Origin of the sequence: Rouxiella badensis (assembly GCF_002093665.1) — a bacterium.
GTDB lineage: Bacteria > Pseudomonadota > Gammaproteobacteria > Enterobacterales > Enterobacteriaceae > Rouxiella > Rouxiella badensis.
The window spans coordinates 75,582-101,240 of record NZ_MRWE01000004.1 but is presented as its reverse complement, the minus strand read 5'-3'; the positions used below and the strand labels follow the sequence as shown (position 1 = coordinate 101,240).

Annotated in this window: 21 protein-coding genes; 15 read left to right on the top strand and 6 right to left on the bottom strand. The window is 52.8% G+C overall.

The features are described 5' to 3' along the window. Positions 1 to 161: 161 nt before the first annotated feature. Together ampG and BS640_RS03790 are read right to left on the bottom strand one after the other, a co-directional pair. Positions 162 to 1,640 carry a muropeptide MFS transporter AmpG gene (gene ampG, locus BS640_RS03795; RefSeq protein ID WP_084911949.1) on the bottom strand — a complete coding sequence of 493 codons (1,479 nt, stop codon included), beginning with the start codon at positions 1,638 to 1,640 and terminating at the stop codon, positions 162 to 164. A 132-nt stretch (positions 1,641 to 1,772) separates the two neighbouring features. After that, a complete protein-coding gene (locus BS640_RS03790) occupies positions 1,773 to 2,351 on the bottom strand; it encodes a lipoprotein (RefSeq protein WP_026110240.1) in 579 nt (192 codons plus the stop codon). A gap of 314 nt (positions 2,352 to 2,665) precedes the next feature. Between BS640_RS03790 and bolA the strand changes: the two genes are divergently transcribed. From bolA to BS640_RS03745, 9 genes are all read left to right on the top strand, one after another. After that, positions 2,666 to 2,980, top strand: coding sequence for a transcriptional regulator BolA (bolA, locus tag BS640_RS03785; protein WP_017489805.1), 315 nt, complete (start codon positions 2,666 to 2,668; stop codon positions 2,978 to 2,980). Positions 2,981 to 3,296: 316 nt separating this feature from the next. Then, positions 3,297 to 4,601, top strand: coding sequence for a trigger factor (tig, locus tag BS640_RS03780; RefSeq protein ID WP_017489804.1), 1,305 nt, complete (start codon positions 3,297 to 3,299; stop codon positions 4,599 to 4,601). 420 nt (positions 4,602 to 5,021) lie between these two features. Then, positions 5,022 to 5,651 carry an ATP-dependent Clp endopeptidase proteolytic subunit ClpP gene (gene clpP, locus BS640_RS03775; protein ID WP_017489803.1) on the top strand — a complete coding sequence of 210 codons (630 nt, stop codon included), beginning with the start codon at positions 5,022 to 5,024 and terminating at the stop codon, positions 5,649 to 5,651. Between the two features lie 226 nt (positions 5,652 to 5,877). Beyond that, positions 5,878 to 7,152, top strand: a complete 1,275-nt coding sequence (clpX, locus tag BS640_RS03770) for an ATP-dependent protease ATP-binding subunit ClpX (protein WP_017489802.1) — start codon at positions 5,878 to 5,880, stop codon at positions 7,150 to 7,152. Positions 7,153 to 7,342: 190 nt separating this feature from the next. Further along, positions 7,343 to 9,697: an endopeptidase La gene (lon, locus tag BS640_RS03765; RefSeq protein ID WP_017489801.1), complete on the top strand. Its 2,355-nt coding sequence runs from the start codon at positions 7,343 to 7,345 to the stop codon at positions 9,695 to 9,697. A gap of 216 nt (positions 9,698 to 9,913) precedes the next feature. After that, positions 9,914 to 10,189: a nucleoid-associated protein HU-beta gene (hupB, locus tag BS640_RS03760; protein ID WP_009638628.1), complete on the top strand. Its 276-nt coding sequence runs from the start codon at positions 9,914 to 9,916 to the stop codon at positions 10,187 to 10,189. A 278-nt stretch (positions 10,190 to 10,467) separates the two neighbouring features. Next, positions 10,468 to 12,348, top strand: coding sequence for a peptidylprolyl isomerase (ppiD, locus tag BS640_RS03755; RefSeq protein ID WP_017489800.1), 1,881 nt, complete (start codon positions 10,468 to 10,470; stop codon positions 12,346 to 12,348). Positions 12,349 to 12,499: 151 nt separating this feature from the next. Continuing rightward, positions 12,500 to 12,883, top strand: coding sequence for a ComEA family DNA-binding protein (locus tag BS640_RS03750; protein WP_206600907.1), 384 nt, complete (start codon positions 12,500 to 12,502; stop codon positions 12,881 to 12,883). Between the two features lie 105 nt (positions 12,884 to 12,988). After that, positions 12,989 to 13,381 carry a YbgC/FadM family acyl-CoA thioesterase gene (locus tag BS640_RS03745; RefSeq protein WP_017489798.1) on the top strand — a complete coding sequence of 131 codons (393 nt, stop codon included), beginning with the start codon at positions 12,989 to 12,991 and terminating at the stop codon, positions 13,379 to 13,381. Positions 13,382 to 13,516: 135 nt separating this feature from the next. On the opposite strand, the gene queC is transcribed toward BS640_RS03745, so the two are convergent. Both queC and BS640_RS03735 read right to left on the bottom strand, forming a co-directional pair. Continuing rightward, positions 13,517 to 14,215 carry a 7-cyano-7-deazaguanine synthase QueC gene (queC, locus tag BS640_RS03740; RefSeq protein ID WP_017489797.1) on the bottom strand — a complete coding sequence of 233 codons (699 nt, stop codon included), beginning with the start codon at positions 14,213 to 14,215 and terminating at the stop codon, positions 13,517 to 13,519. A 122-nt stretch (positions 14,216 to 14,337) separates the two neighbouring features. Then, positions 14,338 to 16,071, bottom strand: a complete 1,734-nt coding sequence (locus tag BS640_RS03735) for an SgrR family transcriptional regulator (protein WP_084911943.1) — start codon at positions 16,069 to 16,071, stop codon at positions 14,338 to 14,340. Between the two features lie 140 nt (positions 16,072 to 16,211). Here BS640_RS03735 and cof point away from each other — a divergent pair, with 140 nt between their 5' ends. Continuing rightward, complete coding sequence (cof, locus tag BS640_RS03730; protein WP_084911940.1) at positions 16,212 to 17,069, top strand: HMP-PP phosphatase; 858 nt, start codon at positions 16,212 to 16,214, stop codon at positions 17,067 to 17,069. 72 nt (positions 17,070 to 17,141) lie between these two features. On the opposite strand, the gene BS640_RS03725 is transcribed toward cof, so the two are convergent. Further along, positions 17,142 to 18,185, bottom strand: coding sequence for a PLP-dependent cysteine synthase family protein (locus BS640_RS03725; RefSeq protein ID WP_017489794.1), 1,044 nt, complete (start codon positions 18,183 to 18,185; stop codon positions 17,142 to 17,144). A 122-nt stretch (positions 18,186 to 18,307) separates the two neighbouring features. On the opposite strand from BS640_RS03725, the gene BS640_RS03720 reads away from it, so the two are divergent. The 5 genes from BS640_RS03720 to amtB all read left to right on the top strand — a co-directional run bounded on the left by BS640_RS03720 (position 18,308) and on the right by amtB (position 24,437). Next, positions 18,308 to 18,763, top strand: coding sequence for an Lrp/AsnC family transcriptional regulator (locus BS640_RS03720; protein ID WP_017489793.1), 456 nt, complete (start codon positions 18,308 to 18,310; stop codon positions 18,761 to 18,763). 92 nt (positions 18,764 to 18,855) lie between these two features. Beyond that, on the top strand, positions 18,856 to 20,619 hold the full coding sequence (locus tag BS640_RS03715) for a SmdA family multidrug ABC transporter permease/ATP-binding protein (protein WP_017489792.1): 1,764 nt from the start codon (positions 18,856 to 18,858) through the stop codon (positions 20,617 to 20,619). Between the two features lie 2 nt (positions 20,620 to 20,621). Further along, positions 20,622 to 22,430 carry a SmdB family multidrug efflux ABC transporter permease/ATP-binding protein gene (locus tag BS640_RS03710; RefSeq protein ID WP_084911937.1) on the top strand — a complete coding sequence of 603 codons (1,809 nt, stop codon included), beginning with the start codon at positions 20,622 to 20,624 and terminating at the stop codon, positions 22,428 to 22,430. A gap of 356 nt (positions 22,431 to 22,786) precedes the next feature. Continuing rightward, positions 22,787 to 23,125, top strand: a complete 339-nt coding sequence (glnK, locus tag BS640_RS03705) for a P-II family nitrogen regulator (protein ID WP_009639071.1) — start codon at positions 22,787 to 22,789, stop codon at positions 23,123 to 23,125. Between the two features lie 25 nt (positions 23,126 to 23,150). Next, complete coding sequence (amtB, locus tag BS640_RS03700) at positions 23,151 to 24,437, top strand: ammonium transporter AmtB (RefSeq protein WP_084911934.1); 1,287 nt, start codon at positions 23,151 to 23,153, stop codon at positions 24,435 to 24,437. Positions 24,438 to 24,538: 101 nt separating this feature from the next. Here amtB and tesB read toward each other — a convergent pair whose 3' ends face one another. Next, entirely contained in the window at positions 24,539 to 25,405 is an 867-nt protein-coding gene (gene tesB, locus BS640_RS03695) for an acyl-CoA thioesterase II (RefSeq protein ID WP_026110582.1), read from the bottom strand. Positions 25,406 to 25,659 lie beyond the last annotated feature (254 nt).

Genomic DNA, 25,659 nt, shown 5'->3' with positions numbered 1-25,659 from the left:
TTGATCCAGATCAGGGTAAATCAGGATATTAACCAAATAACAACAAGAATTCCCCAGGATACACAACATTTATGTCGCCTGGAGAAGGGGGGATTGATGGCGTTTTGGACGCGAATGACAAAAACAGTGTAGAGGAGATTATGGATCGTGCCAGGCAAACGCTAAATTTTTTCCTGGCGGCGCAGGGCGAGGAAGTCCAGCACGCTGCCGAGTACGATGCCAAGCAGGCAAAGCAGGGCGCCCAGCTGGACGGTTTTACCGGCAAGCGTCGCCAGATGCGTCCAGTCTAATCCGTCGGTAATCAGCATGACCACCCACAGCGCTAACAATAAACTGCCCGTCAGCAACAAACGTAACGCCCAACGATATGAGCCTGCGAAATGCACTCGCGGCAAGAAGCTGTCCGTGCGCTGGGTATATTCCAGCGTCTGACGACACATAGCCAGCAACAGCAAGCCAGGAACGGCGGCAACAATTGAGAAGAGATAAAACGCCGACCAGCCGTTCGCCTCGACAAACCATCCGGCAATCGGGCCTACGTAGACCCTACCCACCGCCGAAAGCGCCGACAGCAACGCGAACTGCGTCGCCGAAAACGATTTGTTGCACAGTGCCATCAATAGTGCGACGAAGGCTGCCGTGCCCATGCCACCGCACAGGTTTTCGAAAAAGATGGCGGTGCCCATCGAATAGAGATGTTTGTCGGTGACGGCGAGTATCCAGTAACCGGCGTTCGACGCGCCCTGTAAAATCCCGAACAGCATTAATGCTCGAAACAGGCTGAGACGCTGCATCAGTACGCCGCCAAGCAGTGCACCGAAGATAGTCGCCAGTAATCCCAGCGTCTTGTTGACCAGCCCGACTTCTCCGGCGTCAAAGCCGACGCCGCGAATCAGGAACGTGGTGCTCAGGCTACCGGCGAAGGCGTCGCCCAGCTTGTACATCACGATAAGCAGCAGGATGAGCCAGGCGTTATTGCGCCCGAAAAAGTCTTTCAGCGGGGCGACGACCGCCATCTCGAGCGTCGCGGGTACGGGCTGATGAATATCAGGCTCAGGGGCAAACAGCGTTGCCGCGACGCCAATCAGCATCAGCACGGCCATCAGCCAGTAGGTATGTTGCCAACCCAGATAACGGTCGGCCAGCCACAGCGCCAGCCCGCCCGACACCAGCATGGCCAACCGATAGCCGAGCACCGACACCGCCGCACCGTTGCCGCGCTCTTCCGCGCTCAGCAGGTCAGTTTTATAGGCGTCGAACACAATATCCTGCGACGCCGACGCGAAGGCAATCAGCACCGCCAGCGCTGCCAGCCAGAACAGGCTGCTTTTAGGATCCATGTAACCCATGGCAAAAATAGCCAGCACCAGTACCAGCTGAGTGATGATGAGCCAGCCGCGGCGTCGGCCAAAGAACGACGGCGTGTAGCGGTCCATCATCGGCGACCAGAGGAATTTGAACACATAGGCCTGACCGACCAGGGAGAAAATGCCGATAGTCTTGAGGTCGAGGTTTTCGACCGTCATCCACGCCTGAAGCGTGCCCGATGTCAGCGCGAGCGGTAAGCCGGATGCAAAGCCTAAAAGGAGCAAAATCGCGGTATTACGTTGGGTAAAGATAGTGAAGTACTGTTTTAGCATGGCATCCGTGTTCCTGCAGGCCGTTAAAGAGGGGGGCTGAGGGCATCATAAAGGATAAACGCGGAGAATAAAGGAGGGATTGGGCAGAGGAATCAAAAGGTTCTGCCCGGCATGGCCGGGCAGAGGGCAGGATTAGTGCGAGTTGGCTTTGATAAAGTCGCTCACGCTGGTGTCCTGTGCCATGTCGGAGATGACGTCACCCAACGCAGTGTTAACGACGTTGGTGATTTTAGCGTCGGTCGCAGTGAATGCGCCCTGCACGTTATAAGTCGTGTTGTAGTTCTTGACCTGTTTGTTGCCATTCTTCGCGGTAGCGATGATGGAAATGTCGGCCTTAGTGGTGATGTTGTAGCGTAGGTTGCCTTCCTGAACGTCGGCATACAGGCGGTTAACCACGATTTGCAGGTCTACCGCGCCATCAGGACCAATCATGTAGCCGCGTGCGGTCATCTGTTTTTCCAGCGCTTCTTGCAGCAGGAAACGCAGATCGCGTGACGGTGTCAGGGAGACCAGCTGGCCGTCGCGGTTCACTTTCGCGAGTGCCTTGTCTTGACGCATGTCGGCGCCGTTAATGCTGATAGTCACACCCATCAGGGTTGGATCCTGCGTTGGCAGGGCAATTTTCGGGGAAATGTTCAGTGTGTTGCTGCTGGTAGCACAACCTGCAAGCATAAAGACTGCCAGTACAGGGAAAAGAATTTTCTTCAACATGGTCATTTTCTCAATTTTCCATCTTTTCAAGATAAAAAGTTAGCGTGTTTTGATTGTAGAATGGGCAGCATCATAGCATTGCCACCGTTTAGCGTGCCATGGGATTGGACCTCGGAAATAGGTAATTTATCGCCGGTGAGCAAAAAAATAGTCATAAGAAGTTCTAATCTGCATCTCAAACGACTATTTTGTTCACATAAGTAATATTTTCTTGGTGAAAGTAAGAATAATACAGAAAACAGCCTATTATTTAGTATCAGACGGCGAAATAGTTGGGCGCAGTTCTCTGTAAGACGTGTTTTAAGGAGATGGCTATGATTCGCGAGCAAATAGAAGCAAAGTTAGCTGCAGCGTTTGAACCAACGCACTTGGACGTAACCGATGAGAGTTATCGCCACAATGTTCCGGCAGGATCCGAAAGCCACTTTAAGGTGGTGATGGTGAGCGATAAGTTCGTTGGCGAACGCTTTTTGTCGCGCCATCGTTCAATTTATTCAGTTCTAACGGAAGAACTGGCGGGCAGCGTTCACGCGCTGGCGCTACACACCTACACGCTGAAAGAGTGGGAAGGCCTGCAGGATACGGTGCCAGCTTCTCCGCCGTGCCGAGGTGCAGGCACACTTGCCTGAAATAGCGTATTTTCAGCAAAATCGTCACTAAAACCCTATTAATCGACAGTATCTCTGGAACTTTGCCCCCGAGATGCGGTATTAGTAGAGGCGAATTTTGAAACGGCCTGCGGGCCGTTTTTTATTTTGGGGTTTGTTGTTGAGGTTTTTGGTTTTAAGACACGCGTCCTCGACTCGCAGCGGTTGCGCCGCTATAATGTCGCGTCTTATTTTTCCGGAATGGTTTCGGGACTTCCTCGAATACTGAATCAGGGTTCTGCATGAAGCGAGCCGGTTCGGGGTTGACCGAGCACTGTGATTTTTTTGAGGTAACAAGATGCAAGTTTCTGTTGAAACCACTCAAGGCCTTGGTCGCCGTATCGCTATTACTGTTCCTGCTGAAAGCATTGAGAAAGCAGTAAAAAGCGAGCTGGCTAAAGCGTCTAAAACTGTACGTATTGACGGCTTCCGCAAGGGCAAAGTACCACACCACATCATCGAACAACGTTATGGCGCAAGCGTTCGCCAGGACGTTCTGAGCGATCTGATGCAGCGCAGCTTCGTTGATGCAATCATCAAAGAAAAAATCAACCCGGCTGGCGCACCGAACTATGTTCCGGGCGAATACAAACTGGGCGAAGATTTCAACTTCACCGTTGAATTCGAAGTTTATCCAGAAGTTGAACTGAAAGATCTGGAAAGCATCGAAGTAGAAAAACCAGTTGTTGAAGTTAACGAATCTGACGTTGACACCATGCTGGAAACTCTGCGCAAGCAGCAGGCTGATTGGAAAGAAACCGACGCAGCCGTTCAGGCTGAAGATCGCGTTACCGTTGATTTCTCTGGTTCCATCGACGGTGAAGAATTCGAAGGCGGCAAAGCCTCTGACTTCGTACTGGCAATGGGCCAGGGCCGCATGATCCCAGGCTTCGAAGAAGGTCTGGTAGGTCATAAAGCCGGTGAAGAATTCACCATCGACGTAAACTTCCCAGAAGATTACCACGCTGAAAACCTGAAAGGTAAAGCGGCCAAGTTCGCTATCGTTCTGAAGAAAGTTGAAGAGCGTGAGCTGCCAGAACTGACTGAAGAATTCATCAAGCGTTTCGGCGTGGCTGATGGTTCTGTAGAAGGTCTGCGTGCTGAAGTGCGTAAAAACATGGACCGTGAGCTGAAAGGCGCAGTGCGTAACCGCATCAAGTCTCAGGCAATCGAAGGTCTGGTTAAAGCTAACGAAATCGACGTGCCTGCTGCCCTGATCGACAGCGAAATCGACGTTCTGCGTCGCCAGGCTGCACAGCGTTTCGGTGGCAACGAGAAACAGGCTCTGGAACTGCCACGTGAGCTGTTCGAAGAGCAAGCTAAGCAACGCGTTGTTGTTGGCCTGCTGTTGGGTGAAGTTATCAGCCAGCACGAACTGAAAGCTGACGAAGATCGCGTTAAAGCGCTGATCGAAGAGATGGCTTCTGCGTACGAAGATCCGTCAGAAGTTATCGAGTTCTACAGCAAAAACAAAGAGCTGATGAACAACATGCGTAACGTCGCGCTGGAAGAACAAGCCGTCGAGACCCTGCTGTCTAAAGCTAAAGTGACTGAGAAAGCCACGACCTTTACCGAACTGATGAACCAGACTACCCCAGCTTAAGTTTTCGCTGCGGTTAACTGTTTTATCCTGGTATCAAGCCCGTAGTTTGCACTACGGGCTTTTTTATTGCATGTTCAAAGCTGAAAGGTAATTTTTAGCTCTTTCGTGCACTACATTTTCTTCGCTTTGCACTATATTTATCAGCGTGATAACCGAAAAATCGCCAGCCAGTACAATAATTGAGCTGTTTGATCACTCAATGATTCGCGAGGAGAAAAGAATTTCACCAGAGGCTTGAAATCTTGTCCTTGCCCCCCAATTGTCTTGTGCTACAAGGGTAACTTTGCTGTTAGCTTCTGACTGATAACAACCGTCAGCCGTGTATGTGGCGACTTGGCCGCTTGAGCATAGTCATCATCGCTTATCTCAAGTAGAATCGGTTTCAACTCGCGCTAAAGAGAATTCTATTAGGAGACGGTTATGTCATACAGTGGTGAAAGAGAACAATTTGCGCCAAACATGGCCTTAGTACCGATGGTTGTAGAGCAGACTTCACGTGGTGAGCGCTCTTATGATATTTTTTCCCGTCTGCTGAAGGAACGTATCATCTTCCTGACCGGACAGGTTGAAGACCAAATGGCTAACCTGATTGTGGCCCAGATGCTGTTTCTGGAAGCCGAAAACCCGGAGAAAGATATTTACCTTTATATCAACTCACCGGGCGGCGTTATCACCGCAGGGATGTCTATTTATGACACCATGCAATTCATCAAGCCCGATGTCAGCACCATCTGTCTAGGCCAGGCGTGCTCTATGGGCTCGTTCCTGCTGACCGCAGGTGCCAAGGGCAAGCGTTTCGCGCTGCCAAACTCGCGCGTGATGATTCACCAGCCATTGGGCGGTTTCCAGGGCCAGGCGACGGACATCGACATCCACGCCAGAGAGATCCTGAAGGTTAAAAACCGTATGAATACGCTGATGGCGCAACATACGGGCAAATCTCTTGAAGAAATAGAGCGTGACACTGAGCGAGATCGTTTCCTGTCAGCCGACGAAGCTGTAGAGTATGGCTTAGTCGATAAGGTAATGACTCATCGCGGCGAACTCTAATCGGCAATTTTCTGCTGACGCGATGGTCTATAGTTAAACTCATACGGATGTTTTTTGAGTGCGGCGGCGTGAAAATCGCCACCCTATGCTTTACCTGAAGCATGAGATATGAGTGAATTGTTTCAATAGACACAGCCAAGCGTCAGTCAGTGACATGTCTGTTGAGTTAAATGGTCGTACCGCCGTGTGTTGTCCGCGGGACTGAGATTAAAGAAGAGGTTTACTGATGACAGATAAGCGCAAAGACGGTTCAGGAAAGCTGCTGTACTGCTCTTTTTGCGGCAAAAGCCAGCATGAAGTGCGTAAGCTGATTGCCGGGCCGTCAGTGTATATCTGCGATGAATGTGTCGACTTGTGTAACGACATTATTCGCGAAGAGATTAAAGAAGTCGCACCGCATCGCGAACGCAGCGCGCTGCCGACACCACACGAAATCCGTGAACACCTCGATGACTATGTTATCGGTCAAGAGCCTGCGAAAAAAGTTCTGGCTGTTGCGGTTTATAACCACTACAAGCGCTTGCGTAACGGTGATACCAGCAACGGTATCGAGTTGGGCAAGAGCAACATTTTGCTGATCGGCCCAACCGGTAGCGGTAAAACGCTGCTGGCAGAAACGCTGGCGCGTTTCCTGGATGTGCCATTCACTATGGCTGATGCCACCACGCTGACCGAAGCCGGTTATGTGGGGGAAGACGTTGAAAACATCATCCAGAAGCTGCTGCAAAAATGTGATTACGATGTACAGAAAGCACAGCGCGGCATTGTCTACATCGATGAAATCGACAAGATTTCTCGTAAGTCAGACAACCCGTCCATCACCCGTGACGTTTCAGGTGAGGGCGTGCAGCAGGCGCTGTTGAAGCTGATTGAAGGTACCGTGGCCGCTGTTCCTCCTCAGGGCGGACGTAAGCATCCACAGCAGGAGTTCCTGCAGGTTGATACCTCCAAGATTCTGTTTATCTGCGGCGGCGCCTTTGCCGGTCTCGATAAAGTGATTGGCCAACGTCTGAACACCAGCACCGGTATCGGCTTTGGTGCAGAAGTGAAAGGCAAGACCGAGAAAGCAACCGAAGGTCAGCTGCTGGCTCAGGCCGAACCTGAAGATTTGATCAAATTTGGTCTGATCCCTGAGTTCATCGGTCGTCTGCCGGTTGTGGCAACGCTGAGCGAACTGAGCGAAGAAGCCCTGATTCAAATCCTTAAAGAGCCTAAGAACGCGCTGACCAAGCAGTACCAGGCGCTGTTCAATCTGGAAGGCGTAGAGCTTGAGTTTCGCGATGAAGCCTTAACCGCTATCGCTAAGAAAGCAATGGAACGCAAAACGGGTGCTCGTGGTCTGCGTTCTATTGTTGAAGCCGCTTTACTGGATACGATGTACGATCTGCCATCTCTTGACAGCGTGGACAAAGTCGTGGTTGACGAGTCCGTGATTGCCGGGCAGTCCGAACCTCTGATGATTTATGGCAAACCTGAGGCGCAACAAGCTTCTGGTGAATAATTAGCCAGTTTTACAGCGGTTTAGACTAAAAATGGGGGATTTTTTCCCCCATTTTTTTTTCCTCGCATTCTTGTCGTTGAATGTCGGATATTCATCCCCATATACTCAGTTAACTACTTGCTGAAACCCGCTGACTCGTGTTTCACGAGATTTCCTTAACCTGGCGGAAGCTAAACTAAGAGAGAGCTCTATGAACCCTGAGCGTTCCGAACGCATAGAAATCCCCGTATTGCCTCTGCGCGATGTGGTGGTTTATCCGCATATGGTGATCCCGTTGTTCGTTGGCCGGGAGAAATCAATTCGCTGCCTTGAAGCTGCAATGGACAATGATAAGAAAATCATGCTCGTTGCGCAGAAAGAGGCCTCGACGGATGAACCTGGTATCAACGATTTGTTCTCAGTGGGTACCGTAGCCTCTATTTTGCAGATGCTGAAACTTCCTGATGGAACAGTAAAAGTTCTGGTTGAAGGCTTGCAGCGTGCGCGAATCACTACCTTGTCCGACAGCGGCGAGCATTTTGCCGCACACGCCGAGTACCTTGAGTCGCCGGCGGTTGACGAGCGCGAGCAGGAAGTTCTGGTAAGAACGGCAATCAATCAGTTTGAAGGCTACATCAAACTGAATAAAAAGATCCCGCCTGAGGTGCTGACCTCTCTGAACAGCATCGAGGACGCTGCACGTCTGGCAGATACCATTGCCGCCCACATGCCGCTGAAACTGGCCGACAAACAGTCTGTGCTCGAGATGTTCGACATTACCGAACGCCTTGAGTACCTGATGGCGATGATGGAATCCGAAATCGACCTGTTGCAGGTTGAGAAACGTATTCGCAATCGCGTCAAAAAGCAGATGGAAAAAAGTCAGCGCGAATACTATCTGAACGAACAGATGAAGGCGATTCAGAAAGAGTTGGGCGAGATGGATGATGCGCCGGACGAACATGAGGCGCTGAAACGCAAAATCGACGCGGCAAAAATGCCGAAAGATGCGCGTGAAAAAACCGAAGCCGAGCTGCAGAAGCTGAAAATGATGTCACCGATGTCCGCCGAAGCCACGGTTGTTCGTGGTTATATCGACTGGATGCTTCAGGTGCCGTGGAACGCACGCAGTAAAGTGAAAAAAGACCTGCGTAAGGCGCAGGAAGTCCTTGATACCGACCACTTCGGTCTGGAACGCGTGAAAGACCGCATCCTTGAGTACCTCGCGGTGCAGACTCGCGTCAGCAAAATCAAAGGGCCGATCCTGTGCCTGGTAGGACCGCCGGGGGTGGGTAAAACCTCTCTGGGGCAGTCCATTGCCCGTGCTACCGGCCGTGAATACGTCCGTATGGCGCTGGGTGGCGTGCGCGATGAGGCGGAAATCCGCGGTCACCGTCGTACTTACATCGGTTCCATGCCGGGTAAACTTATCCAGAAGATGGCTAAAGTTGGCGTGAAGAACCCGCTGTTCCTGCTCGATGAAATCGACAAGATGTCTTCCGACATGCGCGGTGATCCGGCTTCGGCTCTGCTTGAAGTGCTGGATCCAGAACAGAACGTCGCTTTCAACGACCACTATCTGGAAGTTGACTACGACCTGTCTGACGTGATGTTCGTGGCGACCTCGAACTCGATGAACATTCCGGCACCGTTGCTTGACCGTATGGAAGTGATTCGTCTGTCGGGTTATACCGAAGACGAAAAGCTGAACATCGCCAAACAGCACCTGTTGCCGAAACAAATCGAGCGTAACGCGCTGAAGAAAAACGAGCTGACCGTTGAAGATAGCGCCATTATCGGCATTATCCGCTTCTATACTCGTGAGGCGGGTGTTCGTAGTCTGGAACGCGAAATTTCCAAACTGTGTCGTAAAGCGGTGAAACAGCTGCTGCTGGATAAAACCCTGAAGCACATTGTTATCAACGGCGACAACCTGAAAGACTATCTGGGCGTGCAGAAAGTCGATTACGGCCGTGCTGACACCGAAAACCGCGTAGGTCAGGTGACTGGCCTGGCGTGGACGGAAGTGGGTGGCGAACTGCTGACTATCGAAACCGCCTGCGTGCCGGGTAAAGGCAAGCTGACCTACACCGGTTCTCTGGGTGAAGTGATGCAGGAGTCGATTCAGGCTGCGCTGACCGTAGTTCGTGCGCGTGCTGAAAAGCTGGGCATCAACCCTGACTTCTACGAGAAACGTGATATTCACGTTCACGTACCGGAAGGGGCGACGCCGAAAGACGGCCCAAGCGCCGGTATCGCGATGTGCACTGCGCTGGTGTCTTGCCTGACCGGTAACCCGGTTCGCGCCGATGTGGCGATGACCGGTGAGATAACTCTGCGTGGTCAGGTATTGCCTATCGGCGGTTTGAAAGAAAAACTGCTGGCAGCACACCGTGGCGGCATCAAAGTGGTGCTTATCCCTGACGAAAACAAACGTGACCTGGAAGAGATCCCAGACAACGTGTTGGCCGACCTGGAGATCCACCCGGTTAAACGCATCGACGACGTTCTGAACCTCGCGTTGCAAAATCCGGCGTTTGGTGCACTGCCTGTGGCGGCAAAATAGTGACCTGATGCATAAAGTGTAAGCAAAACTGAGGCTGGCAAGTGAAAACCTACTTGCCAGCTTTTTTTTGTGCCGTTAAGTTAGTAAACCTGTCAGAAGGGTGTAACGCGTTCTGGGTCGCTTGCATACCCCTGACAAGCTTGATATAACAGCTGCGCTGTCGCGTCCGTAGGGATTTTTCGGCGTGACGATAGAATTTTAAGAGGGGATGAAAACGTGAATAAGTCACAACTGATCGACAAAATTGCAGCCGGTGCGGATATTTCTAAAGCGGCCGCTGGACGTGTGCTGGACGCGGTGCTTGCATCCGTAACTGATTCTCTGAAAGCCGGAGAAGAAGTTGCACTGGTTGGTTTCGGTACCTTTGCAGTTCGTGAGCGCTCAGCTCGCACAGGTCGTAACCCGCAAACCGGTAAAGAAATCAGTATTCCGGCTGCCAAAGTACCTGGCTTCCGCGCGGGTAAATCTTTGAAAGATGCAGTAAACGGATAATTACTAACAATAACCTGACGTCTCAGGGTTGGTAAGGTAATATATAGGGCGCATCGAAGAGATGCGCTTTTTTTCTTATGTGTACCGAAATACTTATGCGTGCCGAAAGTTTTAAATGTTGCCTGTTAACAGTGATTCTTTTGAACACCACTCAAAACGAAGTGTCAGTGTAAACACGCAGTTTATTGTGCTGCACCCTATGGGTGTCACAGGGATCGTTGGTATCCTACACGCGGCCCAAGTTTTAAACCCCAAATACAGCGGAGTGTTGCTTCACTATGATGGACAACTTACGCGCGGCAGCTAACCACGTCGTGCTCAAAATCATTCTTGGTTTGATCGTTTTATCTTTTGTTTTGACCGGTGTAGGCAATTACTTAATTGGTGGGTCAAGCGACTACGCAGCGAAAGTGAACGGCCAGGAAATCAGCCGTGCCCAGCTTGACGACGCCGTACAAAACCAGCGCAGCCGTTTACAGCAACAGCTAGGCGATCAGTTTGCCGCACTGGCAGGCAGCGACGGTTATATGCAGCAGCTGCGCCAGCAGTCGCTCAACAACCTGATTGACGTGACTCTGCTGGAGCAATACTCCAAAAAATTAGGCGTGACCGTTAGCGATCAACAGATCAAAGACGCGATTCTTGCCACACCGCAGTTCCAGACTAACAATCAATTCGATAACGCCAAATACCTGCAAACTATTCAGGGTATGGGTTATACCGCAGACAACTTCGCGCAGTTGATGAAGCAACAGCTGGTGAGCCAGCAGCTTGCTCAAGCGTACGGCGAGAGCGATTTCGTGCTGCCGATTGAAACCAAATCCATGTCTGAGCTGGTTCTGCAAGAACGTGATGTTCACACGGCGACCTTCAACGCCAGCGCCCTTGCCGCCAAGCAGCAGGCAAGCGACAGCGAACTACAGGCGTTCTACGACCAAAACAAAAACATGTTTGTGGCTCCTGAAGAGATTAAAGTTAGCTACATCGAAATGGATGCAGCGGCCATGCAGGCCAAGACTCAGGTTACCGACGCCGACGTTTCAGCCTATTACGACCAGCACAAAAGCGAGTTTGGCCAGCCAGAACGCCGTCGTTACAGCGTGATTGTGGCGAAAGACCAGGCGGATGCACAGGCTATCGATGCACAGCTGAAGGCAGGTGCGGATTTTGCTGACCTGGCAAAAACCAAATCTGTTGATACTCTCAGCGGCAAGAAGGGCGGTGATTTGGGTTGGATGGAGCCTGAAACCACGTTGCCAGAATTCAAGAGCGCCAACCTGACCAGCAAAGGTCAGATGTCAGGCGTTATTAAGTCTGACAGCGGCTACTTCATTCTGCGTCTTGATGACATTATGCCAGAACAGGTTAAACCTTTGGCAGAAGTGCATGACGGTATCGTTGACAAGCTGAAGCAGGAAAAAGCGCTGGACGCTTACTACGCGTTGCAGCAGAAAGTGAGTGATGCGGCCAGCAATGACAATGAGTCTCTGGCATCGGCCGAGCAAGCGGCTGGCACCAAGGCTTCACACACTGACTTCTTTACTCAGCAAAATGTGCCTGCTGCCATCAACTTCAAGCCGGTTGTACAGGCGTTGTTTGACGGTTCACTGATTGGTCACGACGGCACACCGGGCAGTAACTCTGACGTTATCACCGTTGACGGCGATCGTGCATTTGTTGTGCGTGTTGATGCACACAAAGCCGCTGGCGTGAAACCTTTTGCCGAAGTGAAAGATCAGGTGACTCAGCTTGTGAAGCGCCAGAAGGCCGAAGACCAGTCACGCGTTGATGCGCAGAAACTGCTGATCGCTCTGAAAGAAGGTAAAGGCGACGATGCGCTGAAAGCGGCCGGTTTGAGCTTTGGCGACGTGCAGAAGGTTCAGCGTACCGCTCAGCCTTCTGACTTCGAGCAGAACGTTTATGCCCTGCCACAGCCGCAAAACGGCAAGCCAAGCTACGGTATTTCTCAGGATGATCGGGGCAATACCGTGATAATCAAGCTGACCGCCGTAAACCCAGGCAAATTGACCGATGCCGAAGCCGCACAGTTCAATCAGCAGCTGCAGCAGACTTCATCAAACAACACCTTTGATGCACTGCTTGCAAACCTGCGCCACCAGGCCAAAGTGAAGTTTGGCAGCGCCGCACAGAACCAGTAAAAGTGCGAGGCTTCACGGAGCCGTAGTGTAACTATCTGCAATACCCAAAGGCCGCTTTCGCGGCCTTTTCCACATCTGAATTCTGCCATTTGTACTCTTCAGCGCGCTGCGCCACTCTGTTGGTGCTGTCAACAACATGGAGGATTACAGCATGCAAAGATTATCAATCACGACAATGGTATTAGCATTAGGTCTGGCGGTGATGCCGCTGAGCATTCAGGCCGCGAGCGACGGCGGTGCAAAAAACACGGCGTCCAGCAGCCTAGAAAAGTCGGTGGGGAAAGAGAAGTCGGCTGGTAAGGCATCCGCAAAAGAAACGGAAAAGGGGCTGGCCGAAGAAGAAAAGGTCAGCCTCAATAACGCCAGTGCCGAAGAACTGGCCAAGGCGTTAAACGGTGTCGGCATTAAGAAAGGGCAGACCATCGTAGAATACCGTAGCGAGATGGGGCCCTTCACCAAAATCGAGCAATTGCAGGAAGTCCCAGGCATTGGACCGTCATTATTCCAGCGTAATCAGAACCGTTTGAAATTGTGATACGGATCGCGGCGATGAGGCGAAGACTTTTGTCGCCGCGTTCTTCTGCTAATCTGAAAGAAGTCTGACCAGTTAACAAACTTCTTAAACAGCAGGTGTAACGCTATGCAAACGTTGATTAAAGTTCGTGGATTTCACATTGATGTTTACCAGCACGTTAACAATGCCCGTTATCTTGAGTTTCTCGAAACGGCGCGTTGGGAGTGGCTGGACAATAAGGAAGGTTTCCAATGGATGGCGCAAAACAAAATTGCTTTTATTCTGGTCAACATAAATATCAATTATCGCAGGCCGGCGGTATTGGGTGACCTGCTGCAAATCGACAGCCGACTCGAGCAGCTGAACAATAAGAGCGGCGTGCTCAAGCAGATAATCACCTGCAACGGCGAAACGGTGGTCGATGCAATATTAACCTTTGTATGCATCGACTTACGCAGCCAAAAGGCGTTACCGCTTGAGGGAGAGTTACTCGAAAAGCTGCGTGAGTTAGAAGAATAGCCGTCGTACTTCGCACCGCAGCAGCGTTGGCTACCCTCGCTCACCCCAGTCATTGGCTTATGTCAGCTCCTGGGGACTCGTTCGGTTGCCGCCTTGCTACAGCACGAATGACTTGGCTATTTGGATGCCAGCCTCTTATACCAGCCCGGTTTTTTCTTTCAGGCTGGCATTAATGGCTTCCGGAGCCTGTTGGTATTCTTCTAACCCTTTGGCGCGCAGGTGGCAGGCTGCACACTCACCACAGCCGTCGCCGGCGATACCGTTATAGCAGGTCAGGGTCTGATTACGTACCAGCGGCAGTTTGCCATAGTAGTCAGCCAACGCCCAGGTCTCGGCCTTGTTGAGCCACATCAGCGGCGTTTCAAAGCGGATGTCGCGCGCGATGCCCAGCGTGACGGCGTGGTTGAGCGCTTTAACGAATTCGTCGCGGCAGTCAGGATACCCTGAGAAGTCGGTTTCACAGACACCGGTAATCACCGCTTCTGCCTGAACCTGATAGGCATAGATAGCCGCCAGCGTAAGGAACAGAATGTTGCGTCCCGGCACGAAGGTGCTTGGTAAGCCGTTCTCGGCATTTTCGCCAAACTGCGGCACCGGAATGTTATCACGGGTCAGGCTGCTAACGGCCAGTTCATTGAGCAGGCCGACGTCCAGTACTTTGTGCGCTTTCGCGCCAAGCTCGACGGACAGCTTTTGTGCAATGTCGATTTCGGCGCGGTGACGCTGTCCATAGTCGAAGGTGATGCAGTGCACTTCGTCATACTGCGTGAGCGCCTGCACCAGACAGGTGGTTGAGTCCTGTCCGCCACTAAAGACCACAACGGCTCTTTTCATTTCTAAACCCTTTATATGCTGTTTAAGCAGCGCGATTAAGGCTGCTGTTCAAAGTCTCTACCCGCCAAACTGCGGCTAATGGCGGTATGTTACTGGCGTTTCACGCACGTTAATAGCAAAAATCAATCGGGCTGGCTGACCGGCGGAGGTAACCATGCCCGACAGAAATCAAACCAGCCCCAGGCGGTAAGCTGAACGCCGTTAACGCCCGGAGGTGCGCTAACCTGGTATTGATAGTTGAACAGCGGCGTAATGCTGCCGTGTTCCATCAGCTGGTAAAAATGCGCCCGTAGCTTCTCTTCCCGCAGTGACTCGGAGGGATGCTGCTGAATCGACAGCAAGCGCTGGTTTTGTTGGTCAAGGGCGTCGTCACTGAGGATGGCGTGCCACAGCGGGTCCTGACGCAGCCAGTTCTCCAGTGTTGCAACCGGTGCTTCACCAATCAGACGATCGCCAAGCATCAGGTCAACGGCAGTAAGCTGTGCGGCGTCGTTCCAGAGCCGACCCGGATGATAATGCGTTTCTAATTCGCAACCCTCATCAGCAAGAAGGGTCTTCAGCGCTCCGGCGACCAGTTCCAGCTCTATCGGTGGGTGAAACAGCAGCGAAAGTTTTTTCGGAAGCTGTACACCATCGTGTGTTTCCAACGCTTCCGTCGACGCGACAGGCAGCGGCCAGCCTGGCAGCATCTCTCGGCTGCGTTTAACCAGCGAATGATCGATGGGCAGATTGTCGAGCAGGCCGGAGTGGCGAATTAGCGCGACGATTTTTTGAGCCTGTGCAGGACTTAGCGCATTTTTGCGCAGATTGATGGCCAGATAGCAAAACCCCAGGCTGGTACTGCGCTTCACCGGTCTGACGAGCGCCATCTGATTTTTTTCTCCCAGGGTTATCCGAACCGGATGCTGGCAGCTCACCTTGTTTTTTATTTCGCTGTCGAACAGATGCGGCGTTATCCAGTACTCGATGGCAGAAAGATAGGGGCGCTGCAGATGATAATAAGGATGCTGTTCCAGCCGAACGCGCTCGGGCGCAAAATGTGCGAGCTTGAACGGTCCCGCGCCGACCGTGGGCGCATGCGGATGAAACAGCAGGCAACTGAGGTCGGCGAGCCGATGAGCGAACCAATAGTCGGGTTTTTGGAGCTGAAATTGCAGGCACAGCGCGTGCGGCTGCGAAATGGCTTCGACGTTGTCGAGGCTGTGTCGGCTGCGCGGCGACTGCCGAAAAGTTTCAAACAGCTGGCAAATCTGGCGGGTCAACAGCGGCTCGCCGTTGTGCCAGTAAAGGTGGCTGCGCAAAAAGAACTGCCACACCTTACCCTCATGACTGATTTGCCAATGGTGTGCGAGATCCGGCTGCGGTGCGGATTCTCCGGTGACGAAACGCGTCAGTCCGGCATGAAGGGTGTGAGCGATGTGCTGCTCTGCGCGCCCAGTCAGCGTCTGTGGGTCTAATGTTTGCATCGCGCGATAATAAGGAATGCGCAGAGTCGGGGCGTCCTCCTGCCATTGACCACCAAGATGTGGTGCCAACAGCGTATTAAGATGCTGTGAGTCTAACTGACTCAGCTGAAGCGCGGCCGAATGTTCGCCCTCATCAAGCAGCTTTTGCAGGTAGGATTCGCGCAGGCTTTCCGGCGTTTTTAGACAGGCGATTTCGGCGCGTTTGCCGCGCCCGGCCTGTGACGACCAACGGATCCATCCGGCCTGTTGAAATAGAGCCAGCAGGGTTCGCGTGTGGCGTTCGCTACAGCAAAAAATAGCGGCCAACGCAGATACGGTGATCGCCTGTGGCACAAGGCCGGTCTTGTTGTACAGCCGCTGATATTGGTTGAGGCGATTTTGCAGGCGCATAATAAATCCGGAAGTCTTTTCTCAAAGTCGTCACTATTTGTTCAGCATATATCAGGCGATACTTTTTACAGATTTTTATTCCGTTAATGACGGGTCAGTAGTACGTCTTGCAGATTTAGGCGAGGCATTAAGGAGCCGGAATGTTGAAAGAGAAAGGATTTGAGAAAGCGAGCGGTGCGGTGCGTCTGGCGGCGTTCGATATGGACGGCACGCTGTTGATGCCAAATCATCAACTGGGCGAGAAAACGCTTTCCAGCCTGCGGCAGCTTGCAGAACGTGGCGTTACGCTGACGTTCGCGACCGGTCGCCATTATCTCGAGATGAAACAGATCCTCGCCAACCTCGATATCCCCGGCTACCTGATTACCGGCAACGGCACCCGTGTACACGGTCTCGAGGGTACACTGCTCCACGCCAGTAATCTGTCCGAAGAGGTATTTTCCGAGCTGGTGGGCCGCGACTGGAAAACCTCGGCCAGTCTGCATGTGTTTCGGGACGAAGGGTGGGTAACCGAATTCGATAATCCTGACCTGTTGTTGGCGCACCAGTTCAGCGGTTTTGCCTATCAGCTGAAAAAGCTGGCGCAGGTGCCAAAAAGCGGCAATAGCAAAGTCTGCTTCTGTGCGCCCCACGAAACCTTGCTGGCCCTGTTACCCAGATTAGAGCAGCATTTTAGCGATCGGCTGGACGTTTGTTTCTCTGCCCACGACTGTCTCGATGTTATGCCCAAGGGCAGCAATAAAGGCAGTGCGCTGGCGCTGTTAACCTCGGACTTGGGGATTTCTCTGGAAGACTGTATGGCGTTTGGCGATGCGATGAACGACCGTGAGATGCTGCAAAGCGTCGGGCGGGGACTGGTGATGGGCAATGCGCTGCCGCTGTTGAAGCAGCACGTGGCGCACTTGCCGGTCATTGGGCACTGCAAAGATCAGGCGGTGTCACACTTTTTACAACATTGGCTGAACTCACCAAACCTGAGTTATTCCCCCGAATACTAAGGTCTTGCGGCCAGCCGACGTCCAAACGTCGGCTTTTTTCATTTTTTGCCGCTCACCGAGCCTGATGTTTTATCAGCGCAGACCCAGCAGTTTTTCGCGGAAAGGCGAGAGGTCGCCTAAATTTTCAGCCACCCAATGTGGGTTGAAATAGGTGTGCTGGTAGCGCTCTCCGCTGTCGCAAATCAGCGTAACAATCGAGCCTGTCTCGCCCCTTTCACGCATCTCTTCGGCCAGCTGCAGCGCACCCCAGACATTGGTACCGGTCGAACCGCCGACCTTGCGGCCCAGCATGGTTTCAAGCCAGTGCACGGTGGCGACGCTTGCGGCATCGGGCACCTGCACCATGCGGTCAATCACGCTCGGAATGAAAGACGGCTCAACGCGCGGGCGGCCGATGCCTTCAATACGGCTGCTGCACTGCGCCACTAAATCTCTATTACTCTGGTGGAAGCAGTCGTAAAACACCGAGTTTTCCGGGTCAACCACCACCAGTTCGGTCTGATGCCCCTGATAGCGGATGTAGCGGCCCAGCGTGGCCGAGGTGCCTCCGGTTCCAGCACTCATGACCAGATAGCGCGGGACCGGGTGCGGCTCGAGCGTCATCTGGCGATAAATGCTGTCGGCGATGTTGTTATTGCCGCGCCAGTCGGTGGCGCGCTCGGCGTAGGTGAACTGGTCCATATAGTGGCCGTTAAGCTCTTTGGCCAACTGTTCCGAGGCGGCGTAAATTTGGCTTGAGTTCTCAACAAAATGGCAGCGACCGCCGTAAAATTCGATCTGCTGAATTTTTCTCGGCGCTGTGCAGGCGGGCATTACCGCAATAAACGGCAGGCCTAACAGGCGGGCGAAGTAGGCTTCAGAGATGGCCGTGCTGCCTGACGATGACTCGATGATCGGCGTATTTTCCTTAATCCAGCCGTTGCACAGTCCGTATAAAAACAGCGAACGCGCCAATCTGTGCTTCAGGCTGCCGGTCGGATGGGTGCTTTCGTCTTTCAGATACAGCGAAATGCCTGGAAAGTCCGCAATATTCAATCGAATCAGATGGGTATCTGCTGAGCGTTGAAAATCGGCGTCGATCTCTTTAATAGCGTTTTTTACCCAACAGTCGTTCATTGCGTGCTTCCGAAAATATTTGAGTTGATGTGCAGTAGCTTACCTTGGTCAGCGAGGAAAAAAGTTGCTATTTTTAACGTACAAAAACCAATTTAGAGAAAATTTTTCTTCTGGGAAGCCAAATGATAGATAAAACTGACCGTAAACTTTTAGCGCTTTTGCAGCAGGACTGCACGCTGTCACTCAATGAGCTGGCCGAGGCGGTGAATCTCACTTCTACGCCGTGCTGGAAGCGAATCAAAAAACTCGAAGAGGAGGGAGTTATCCTCGGCAAAGTGGCGCTTCTGGATGGTGACAAACTGGGCCTGAGCCTGACCGCATTTGTGAGGATCAAAACCCAGCAGCATAGCAGCCAGTGGTATCAGAATTTTGTCGAACAGATCGAGTCTTTTCCCGAAGTGTTGTCATTTTATAGAATGGCCGGCGAATATGATTATCTGATGCAGGTCCAGGTGGCAGACATGAAGAGCTACGATAACTTCTATAAAAAGTTGGTCAGTGCCGTGCCGGGGCTGCTTGACGTCACCTCTAATTTTGCGATGGAACGAATAAAGTCCACCACCCATTTGCCTCTTTAGGCAAAAAAGTTTCATAAGAATGGGCGCTTATCGGTGTTATCCTAGCGCAGGAAATAAGAGAATTTAAAAACTAAAATCATGGAAAAATCTGCGTGAGACTGTTTGCCCAACTGGCCTGGTACTTTCGCCGCGAATGGCAACGGTACCTCGGAGCTGTCGCTCTGCTTATTATCATCGCCATCCTGCAATTATTACCGCCAAAGCTCGTGGGCATCATCATTGATGGCGTCACTAATAAAACCCTGTCCGAAGGGAAGCTGTTTGGCTGGCTCGGCCTGATTCTTGGCACCGCAATTCTGGTCTATCTGCTGCGCTATGTCTGGCGCGTGCTGCTGTTTGGGGCATCCTATAAACTCGCCGTTGAACTGCGCCAGAATTTCTACCGTCAGCTCAGTCGTCAGCATCCTGCCTTCTATTTGCGTCATCGCACCGGTGACCTGATTGCCCGCGCGACCAACGACGTCGACCGCGTGGTTTTCGCCGCGGGTGAGGGCGTATTAACGCTGGTTGACTCTCTGGTGATGGGGCTGGCGGTGCTGATTGTCATGGCGACGCAGATAAGCTGGGAGCTGACGCTGCTCTCGCTGGTGCCAATGCCCATTATGGCCGCGGTCATCAAACGCTACGGTGACCAACTGCACCAGCGATTCAAGGTCGCTCAGGCGGCATTCTCGTCTTTAAACGATCAGGCGCAGGAAAGTCTGACCAGTATTCGCATGATCAAGGCCTTCGGTTTGGAGAATCACCAGTCCTCACAGTTTGCCGAGGTCGCACAGGACACTGGCCTCAAAAACATGCGCGTCGCCCGCGTCGATGCCCGTTTCGATCCCACTATTTATGTCTCTATCGGCATGGCAAACATGATTGCCATCGGGGGCGGCAGTTGGATGGTGGTCAACGGTCATCTGACGCTGGGTCAACTGACCAGTTTCGTGATGTATCTGGGGCTGATGATTTGGCCAATGCTGGCGCTGGCCTGGATGTTTAACATAGTTGAACGTGGAAGCGCGGCCTACAGCCGTATCCGCAGTCTGCTTCAGGAAGCGCCGTGTGTGGTTGACGGCACGGTGCCTCTGTCGCCGGAGCGCAGCGTGCTGGAGGTCAATATCGACAGCTTCCATTATCCGGTAAATAGCGCCTCGGCGCTGCAAGACGTACATTTCAATCTCGCGCCGGGCAACATGCTGGGCCTCTGTGGACCGACAGGTTCGGGCAAGAGTACGCTTCTGGCGCTGCTGCAACGTCAGTTTGATGTGACTCAGGGCAGTATTACCTATCAGGGGAAAGCGTTGAGCGACGTGGTGCTCGACGACTGGCGTGCTCGAATGGCGGTGGTGAGCCAGACGCCATTCCTGTTCTCCGATACCGTGGCGCAAAACATTGCGCTGGGGCAACCGGACGCGACGCCCGAGCAGATAGAGCAAGCGGCGAAGATGGCCTGCGTGCATGATGATATTTTACGCCTGCCTCAAGGGTATGAAACCGAGGTTGGCGAGCGCGGCGTGATGCTTTCCGGCGGTCAGAAACAGCGTATCTCCATTGCGCGCGCACTGCTGCTCGACGCCGAAATTTTGATCCTCGATGACGCTCTCAGCGCGGTCGATGGCCGCACCGAACATCAGATTCTGCAAAATCTGCGTCAGTGGGGCAACAACAAGACGGTGATTATCAGCGCACACCGGCTTTCCGCTCTGATAGATGCCGCCGAAATTCTGGTGTTCAACAAAGGTACCGTGGTGCAACGCGGTAACCATGAAACGCTGGCCGCCAGCGCCGGCTGGTATCGTGATATGAACCGTTATCAACAGCTTGAAGCGGCATTGGATGACGTTCCTGCCCAAGAGGAGCCCGTCTGATCATGAGTAAAATTTTGTCCAAGGCGCCGCCGGCTAAGAAGATAAAACTGTGGCCAACGCTCAAGCGCCTGCTGGTTTATGGAAAATCGTACCGCAAGCCGCTGTCGATTGCCGTCATCATGCTGTGGGTTGCCGCCGCCGCCGAAGTGCTTGGCCCGATCCTCATCAGCTATTTCATCGACAACTTTGTCTCCAGGGGCACGATGCCGTTGGGGAAGGTCAGCCTGCTGGCTGTCACTTTTATCGTGCTGCAAATCTTGGCTGCCTGTCTTCACTATTCGCAGGCGCTGTTGTTTAATCGTGCCGCAGTGGGTGTGGTGCAACGTTTGCGCACTGACGTGATGGACGCCGCGCTGCGACAGCCGCTTAGCGCCTTCGATACCCAGCCGGTTGGCCAGCTGATTTCCCGAGTGACCAACGATACCGAGGTCATCCGCGACCTTTACGTCACCGTAGTTTCCACCGTGCTGCGCAGTATTGCGCTGATCGGTGCCATGCTGGTGGCGATGTTCCTGCTCGACTGGCGTATGGCCCTGATTGCCATCTGTATTTTCCCGGCGGTGCTGGTGGTGATGGCGCTGTATCAGGTCTACAGCACGCCTATCGTACGTGAGGTACGCAGTTACCTTGCTGATATCAACGACGGTTTCAACGAAGTGATTAACGGCATGGGCGTGGTGCAGCAGTTCCGCCAGCAGAAACGTTTTGGCGATCGCCTGGCGCGGGCCAGTCAGTCACACTATCTGGCGCGGATGAAAACGTTGAAGCTTGAAGGCTTTTTGCTGCGTCCTCTGCTCAGCCTGTTCGGGTCGCTCATTCTCTGCGGCCTGCTGGTGCTGTTTGGTTTTAGTGAGGAGGGCAGTATCGGCGTCGGCGTGCTCTATGCCTTCATTAACTACCTTTCACGCCTTAATGAGCCGTTGATTGCCTTGACCTCCCAGCAGTCGATACTGCAACAGGCGGTGGTTGCCGGTGAGCGTATCTTTGACCTGATGGACCGTGCTCAGCAGGAGTACGGCGAAGATGAAAAACCGCTGACCAGCGGCGAGATAGATTTTCGTGACGTGAGCTTTGCCTATCGCCAGGATAAATGGGTGCTGGAAAATATCTCCCTGCACGTGCCTTCGCGAGGATTCGTCGCGCTGGTTGGACACACCGGCAGCGGCAAAAGTACGCTCGCCAACCTGCTAATGGGCTATTACCCGTTAAACCGGGGCGATATTCTGATCGACGGCCGTTCACTAACCTCGCTTTCTCACGCCTGCCTGCGCAAAGGCGTGGCGATGGTTCAACAAGACCCCGTGGTGCTGGCCGAAACCGTGCTGGCTAACGTCACCCTCGGTCGTGACGTAGACGAAGAACAGGTGTGGCATGCACTGGAAACGGTGCAGCTTGCGCCGCTGGTTAAGGCGATGCCGGAAGGCGTCCACACCCGTCTTGGCGAGCAGGGAAATAACCTCTCGGTGGGGCAAAAGCAACTGCTGGCGATGGCGCGCGTTCTGGTGCAAGCGCCCGAGATTTTGATCCTTGACGAGGCAACGGCAAATATCGACTCCGGGACCGAGCAGGCAATTTCGCGTGCTTTGCGGGCTATTCGGCAGCAAACCACGCTGGTGGTGATTGCCCACCGTTTGTCTACCATCGTTGACGCCGATAATATTCTGGTATTGCATCGCGGTCAGGCGGTAGAGCAGGGGAATCACCTGCAACTTCTTCAGGAAAAAGGCCGCTATTATCAGATGTATCAGTTGCAGCTGGCGGGCGAAGAGCTTGCCACTGCCGAACAAGGAGAGGCGCTGACTACGCCTTGATCCCTCCGCGTAAAACCCTGGCCGATACGGTTTTACGCGGCGTTTTTTTCAACTTGTTATCTTCCCTTTTGCCGATGGCTCGCACCAACTTCATGCAATGCCTCAGCATGCTCTCATCGTCTTGCACCTTTTCTGAACGCAGCGCACCAAATTGGTGCTTCCTCTGCTACGCTTTTCTTATTGTTCCCCGCAGGTTCCTTGCCAAAAAACCCTAACGTTTATCTGAAAATGGCGCTGCCCGCGGTTAATGAGCTGAATCGATAATTTTAGACACATTTGGCACAGCCTTTGCTTTAACCACTTCGTATCGGGCGTGAGTCGCATCACGATAAGCTCTTAATTTAAGGAGTGGCAAAATGAAGCTGGTTACTGTGGTGATCAAACCTTTCAAGCTGGAAGACGTGCGTGAAGCATTGTCTGCTGTGGGCATTCAAGGGCTGACCGTAACGGAAGTTAAAGGTTTTGGTCGCCAAAAAGGTCATGCGGAGTTGTATCGTGGTGCTGAATACAGCGTCAACTTCCTGCCAAAAGTAAAAATAGATATCGCCATCGCTGACGATCAGCTTGATGAAGTCATCGACGTGATTAGCAAAGCGGCCTACACCGGCAAGATCGGTGATGGCAAAATTTTCGTTGCCGAATTGCAACGCGTTATTCGCATCCGTACCGGCGAAACCGACGAAGCAGCACTGTAATTTGAGAAACAGGGGTAGATTGATAATGAAAAAACTTTTATCCATGATGGGGCTTGCTGCGGTAGCGATGCTGCCAACGCTGGCAATGGCTGCCGACCCGGTAGCCAATGGCGCTGATAATGCCTTCATGATGATTTGTACTGCTCTGGTGCTGTTTATGACCGTTCCAGGCGTGGCGCTGTTCTACGGCGGTTTGTTGCGTTCTAAAAACGTGCTGTCGATGCTGACTCAGGTCATTGTCACCTTCGCGCTGGTTTGCGTGCTGTGGATGCTCTACGGCTACAGCCTGGCGTTTAGCACCGGCAACGCCTTCTTCGGCGGTTTCAGCAACGCGATGCTGAAAGGCATCGGTTTGACCTCAGTGACCGGCACTTTCTCTCAGTTGATTCACGTGGCCTTCCAGTGTTCCTTCGCTGCCATTACGGTTGCGCTGGTGGTTGGCGGTATCGCTGAACGCGTACGTTTCTCAGCCGTGCTTATTTTCACCGTTATCTGGCTGACCTTCTCCTATGTGCCGATTGCGCACATGGTCTGGGCTGGCGGTTTCCTGGCTGCCGATGGCGCACTGGACTTCGCAGGCGGCACCGTGGTTCACATCAACGCGGCGAGCGCAGGTCTGGTCGGTGCTTATCTGCTGGGTAAACGTGCGGGCTTCGGTAAAGAAGCGTTCAAACCTCACAACCTGCCGATGGTCTTCACCGGTGCATCAATCCTCTACGTTGGCTGGTTCGGCTTCAACGCCGGTTCAGCAAGTGCGGCAAGCTCTATCGCGGCGCTAGCGTTCTTGAACACCGTTATGGCAACCGCAGGCGCAATCCTGTCATGGGTGCTGGTCGAGTGGATGGTTCGCGGTAAACCTTCTCTGCTGGGTGCATGTTCCGGTGCTATCGCGGGTCTGGTTGCTATCACCCCAGCCTGTGGTACGGTCGGCGTTGGTGGTGCTCTGATAATTGGTCTGGTCGGGGGTGTTGCTGGCCTGTGGGGCGTTGTTACCCTGAAAAAATGGCTCAACGTTGACGATACCTGTGACGTGTTCGGCGTTCACGGCGTATGCGGCATCGTGGGTTGTATCCTGACCGGCATCTTCAGCGCCAGCTCTCTGGGCGGCACGGGTTATGCAGAAGGCGTGACCATGGGCCATCAGGTGTGGATCCAGCTGCTGAGCATCCTGGTTACGCTGGTGTGGTCAAGCGTAGTTGCCTTTATCGCTTACAAAATTGCTGACATGGCGGTGGGTCTGCGTGTTCCTGAAGAGCAGGAACGTGAAGGTCTGGACGTAAACAGCCACGGCGAAAACGCCTACAACCAGTAATATCGATTGCCAACAAAAAAATCCCGTACAAACGGATAATGATGACATAGCGCAAAAGGGGGACGATTTTATCGTCTCCCTTCTTTTTTGCTCTGCGTGGGTTATTCCGGCTTTCTCTGGCGCATCACGCCTTCCTGTACTGTCGACGCTACCAGCACGCCCTCGCGGGTGTAGAACTGTCCTCTCACGAAGCCGCGCGCGCCTGAGGCTGACGGGCTCTCAATGCTGTAAAGCAGCCACTCATCCATGCGGAACGGACGGTGGAACCACATTGAATGGTCGATGGTGGCAACCTGCATTCCTTCTTCAAGGAAGCCCACGCCGTGGGGTTGCAGTGCGGTAGGCAGGAAGTTGAAGTCTGAGGCGTAGCCCAGCAAATACTGATGAATGCGTAAATCGTCCGGCATCGCGCCGTTTGCCCTGATCCACACGGCGCGCTCAGGGGCTTCATGTTTGCCTTGCAGCGGATTGTGAAACTTGACCGGACGCATTTCAATCGGCCGCTCGCCGGTAAATTTCTCGTGAAAACGCTTGGGGATCATATGGATAAACTGCTTTGCGATGTCAGATTCCGAAATCAGGGTCTCGGGAGCAGGTACCTGTGGCATGGTATTTTGATGCTCAAAACCTTCCTCTAGGCTCTGGAACGAGGCCGTCATGTAGAAAATCGGCTTGCCGCCTTGCACCGCCTTAACGCGACGGGCGCTGAAGCTGTTGCCGTCTCGCAGGATCTCAACGTCGTAGACGATAGGCTTGGTGCTGTCGCCGGGACGCAGAAAATAGCTGTGGAAAGAGTGAATACCGCGGTCGCTCGGCACGGTCTGCTTGGCGGCATACAGCGCTTGGCCGACGACCTGTCCACCGAACACCTGGCGCAGGCCGAGATCTTCACTTTCCCCCCGAAATAGCCCTTCTTCTATCTCTTCCAGATTCAACAAATCCAATAAATTCTTTAGTGCCTGACTCATAGCTGGCCTCGCGAAAGTAGGGTTTTTTCCCGTCGGATTGTTCTCATAAATCCATGCAAAAAGAGGACGAAATCCATTCTACTATGCTGTCTCAACAGGATTTATAGACTTTATGATAGTGGATACTTTTTATCAGCAGAAGAGGGCTTTGTACCTGCGGTAGGAATAATTCGGATTTATGTGCCATAGTTATTTATACGAGTGGTTAAATTAACTATTCCAATCAAATCGGCATGTAGAAAACCGGTGCCGTG

Excerpts from the sequence above, each read along its gene's own strand:
- clpX (WP_017489802.1), top strand. The coding sequence starts at position 5,878 with ATGACAGATAAGCGCAAAGACGGTTCAGGAAAGCTGCTGTACTGCTCT.
- amtB (WP_084911934.1), top strand. The coding sequence starts at position 23,151 with ATGAAAAAACTTTTATCCATGATGGGGCTTGCTGCGGTAGCGATGCTG.
- BS640_RS03710 (WP_084911937.1), top strand. The coding sequence starts at position 20,622 with ATGAGTAAAATTTTGTCCAAGGCGCCGCCGGCTAAGAAGATAAAACTG.
- BS640_RS03725 (WP_017489794.1), bottom strand. The coding sequence starts at position 18,185 with ATGAACGACTGTTGGGTAAAAAACGCTATTAAAGAGATCGACGCCGAT.
- BS640_RS03745 (WP_017489798.1), top strand. The coding sequence starts at position 12,989 with ATGCAAACGTTGATTAAAGTTCGTGGATTTCACATTGATGTTTACCAG.
- BS640_RS03750 (WP_206600907.1), top strand. The coding sequence starts at position 12,500 with ATGCAAAGATTATCAATCACGACAATGGTATTAGCATTAGGTCTGGCG.
- ampG (WP_084911949.1), bottom strand. The coding sequence starts at position 1,640 with ATGCTAAAACAGTACTTCACTATCTTTACCCAACGTAATACCGCGATT.
- glnK (WP_009639071.1), top strand. The coding sequence starts at position 22,787 with ATGAAGCTGGTTACTGTGGTGATCAAACCTTTCAAGCTGGAAGACGTG.
- bolA (WP_017489805.1), top strand. The coding sequence starts at position 2,666 with ATGATTCGCGAGCAAATAGAAGCAAAGTTAGCTGCAGCGTTTGAACCA.
- cof (WP_084911940.1), top strand. The coding sequence starts at position 16,212 with ATGTTGAAAGAGAAAGGATTTGAGAAAGCGAGCGGTGCGGTGCGTCTG.
- ppiD (WP_017489800.1), top strand. The coding sequence starts at position 10,468 with ATGATGGACAACTTACGCGCGGCAGCTAACCACGTCGTGCTCAAAATC.
- BS640_RS03735 (WP_084911943.1), bottom strand. The coding sequence starts at position 16,071 with ATGCGCCTGCAAAATCGCCTCAACCAATATCAGCGGCTGTACAACAAG.
- lon (WP_017489801.1), top strand. The coding sequence starts at position 7,343 with ATGAACCCTGAGCGTTCCGAACGCATAGAAATCCCCGTATTGCCTCTG.
- BS640_RS03790 (WP_026110240.1), bottom strand. The coding sequence starts at position 2,351 with ATGTTGAAGAAAATTCTTTTCCCTGTACTGGCAGTCTTTATGCTTGCA.
- queC (WP_017489797.1), bottom strand. The coding sequence starts at position 14,215 with ATGAAAAGAGCCGTTGTGGTCTTTAGTGGCGGACAGGACTCAACCACC.
- tesB (WP_026110582.1), bottom strand. The coding sequence starts at position 25,405 with ATGAGTCAGGCACTAAAGAATTTATTGGATTTGTTGAATCTGGAAGAG.
- BS640_RS03720 (WP_017489793.1), top strand. The coding sequence starts at position 18,308 with ATGATAGATAAAACTGACCGTAAACTTTTAGCGCTTTTGCAGCAGGAC.
- clpP (WP_017489803.1), top strand. The coding sequence starts at position 5,022 with ATGTCATACAGTGGTGAAAGAGAACAATTTGCGCCAAACATGGCCTTA.
- tig (WP_017489804.1), top strand. The coding sequence starts at position 3,297 with ATGCAAGTTTCTGTTGAAACCACTCAAGGCCTTGGTCGCCGTATCGCT.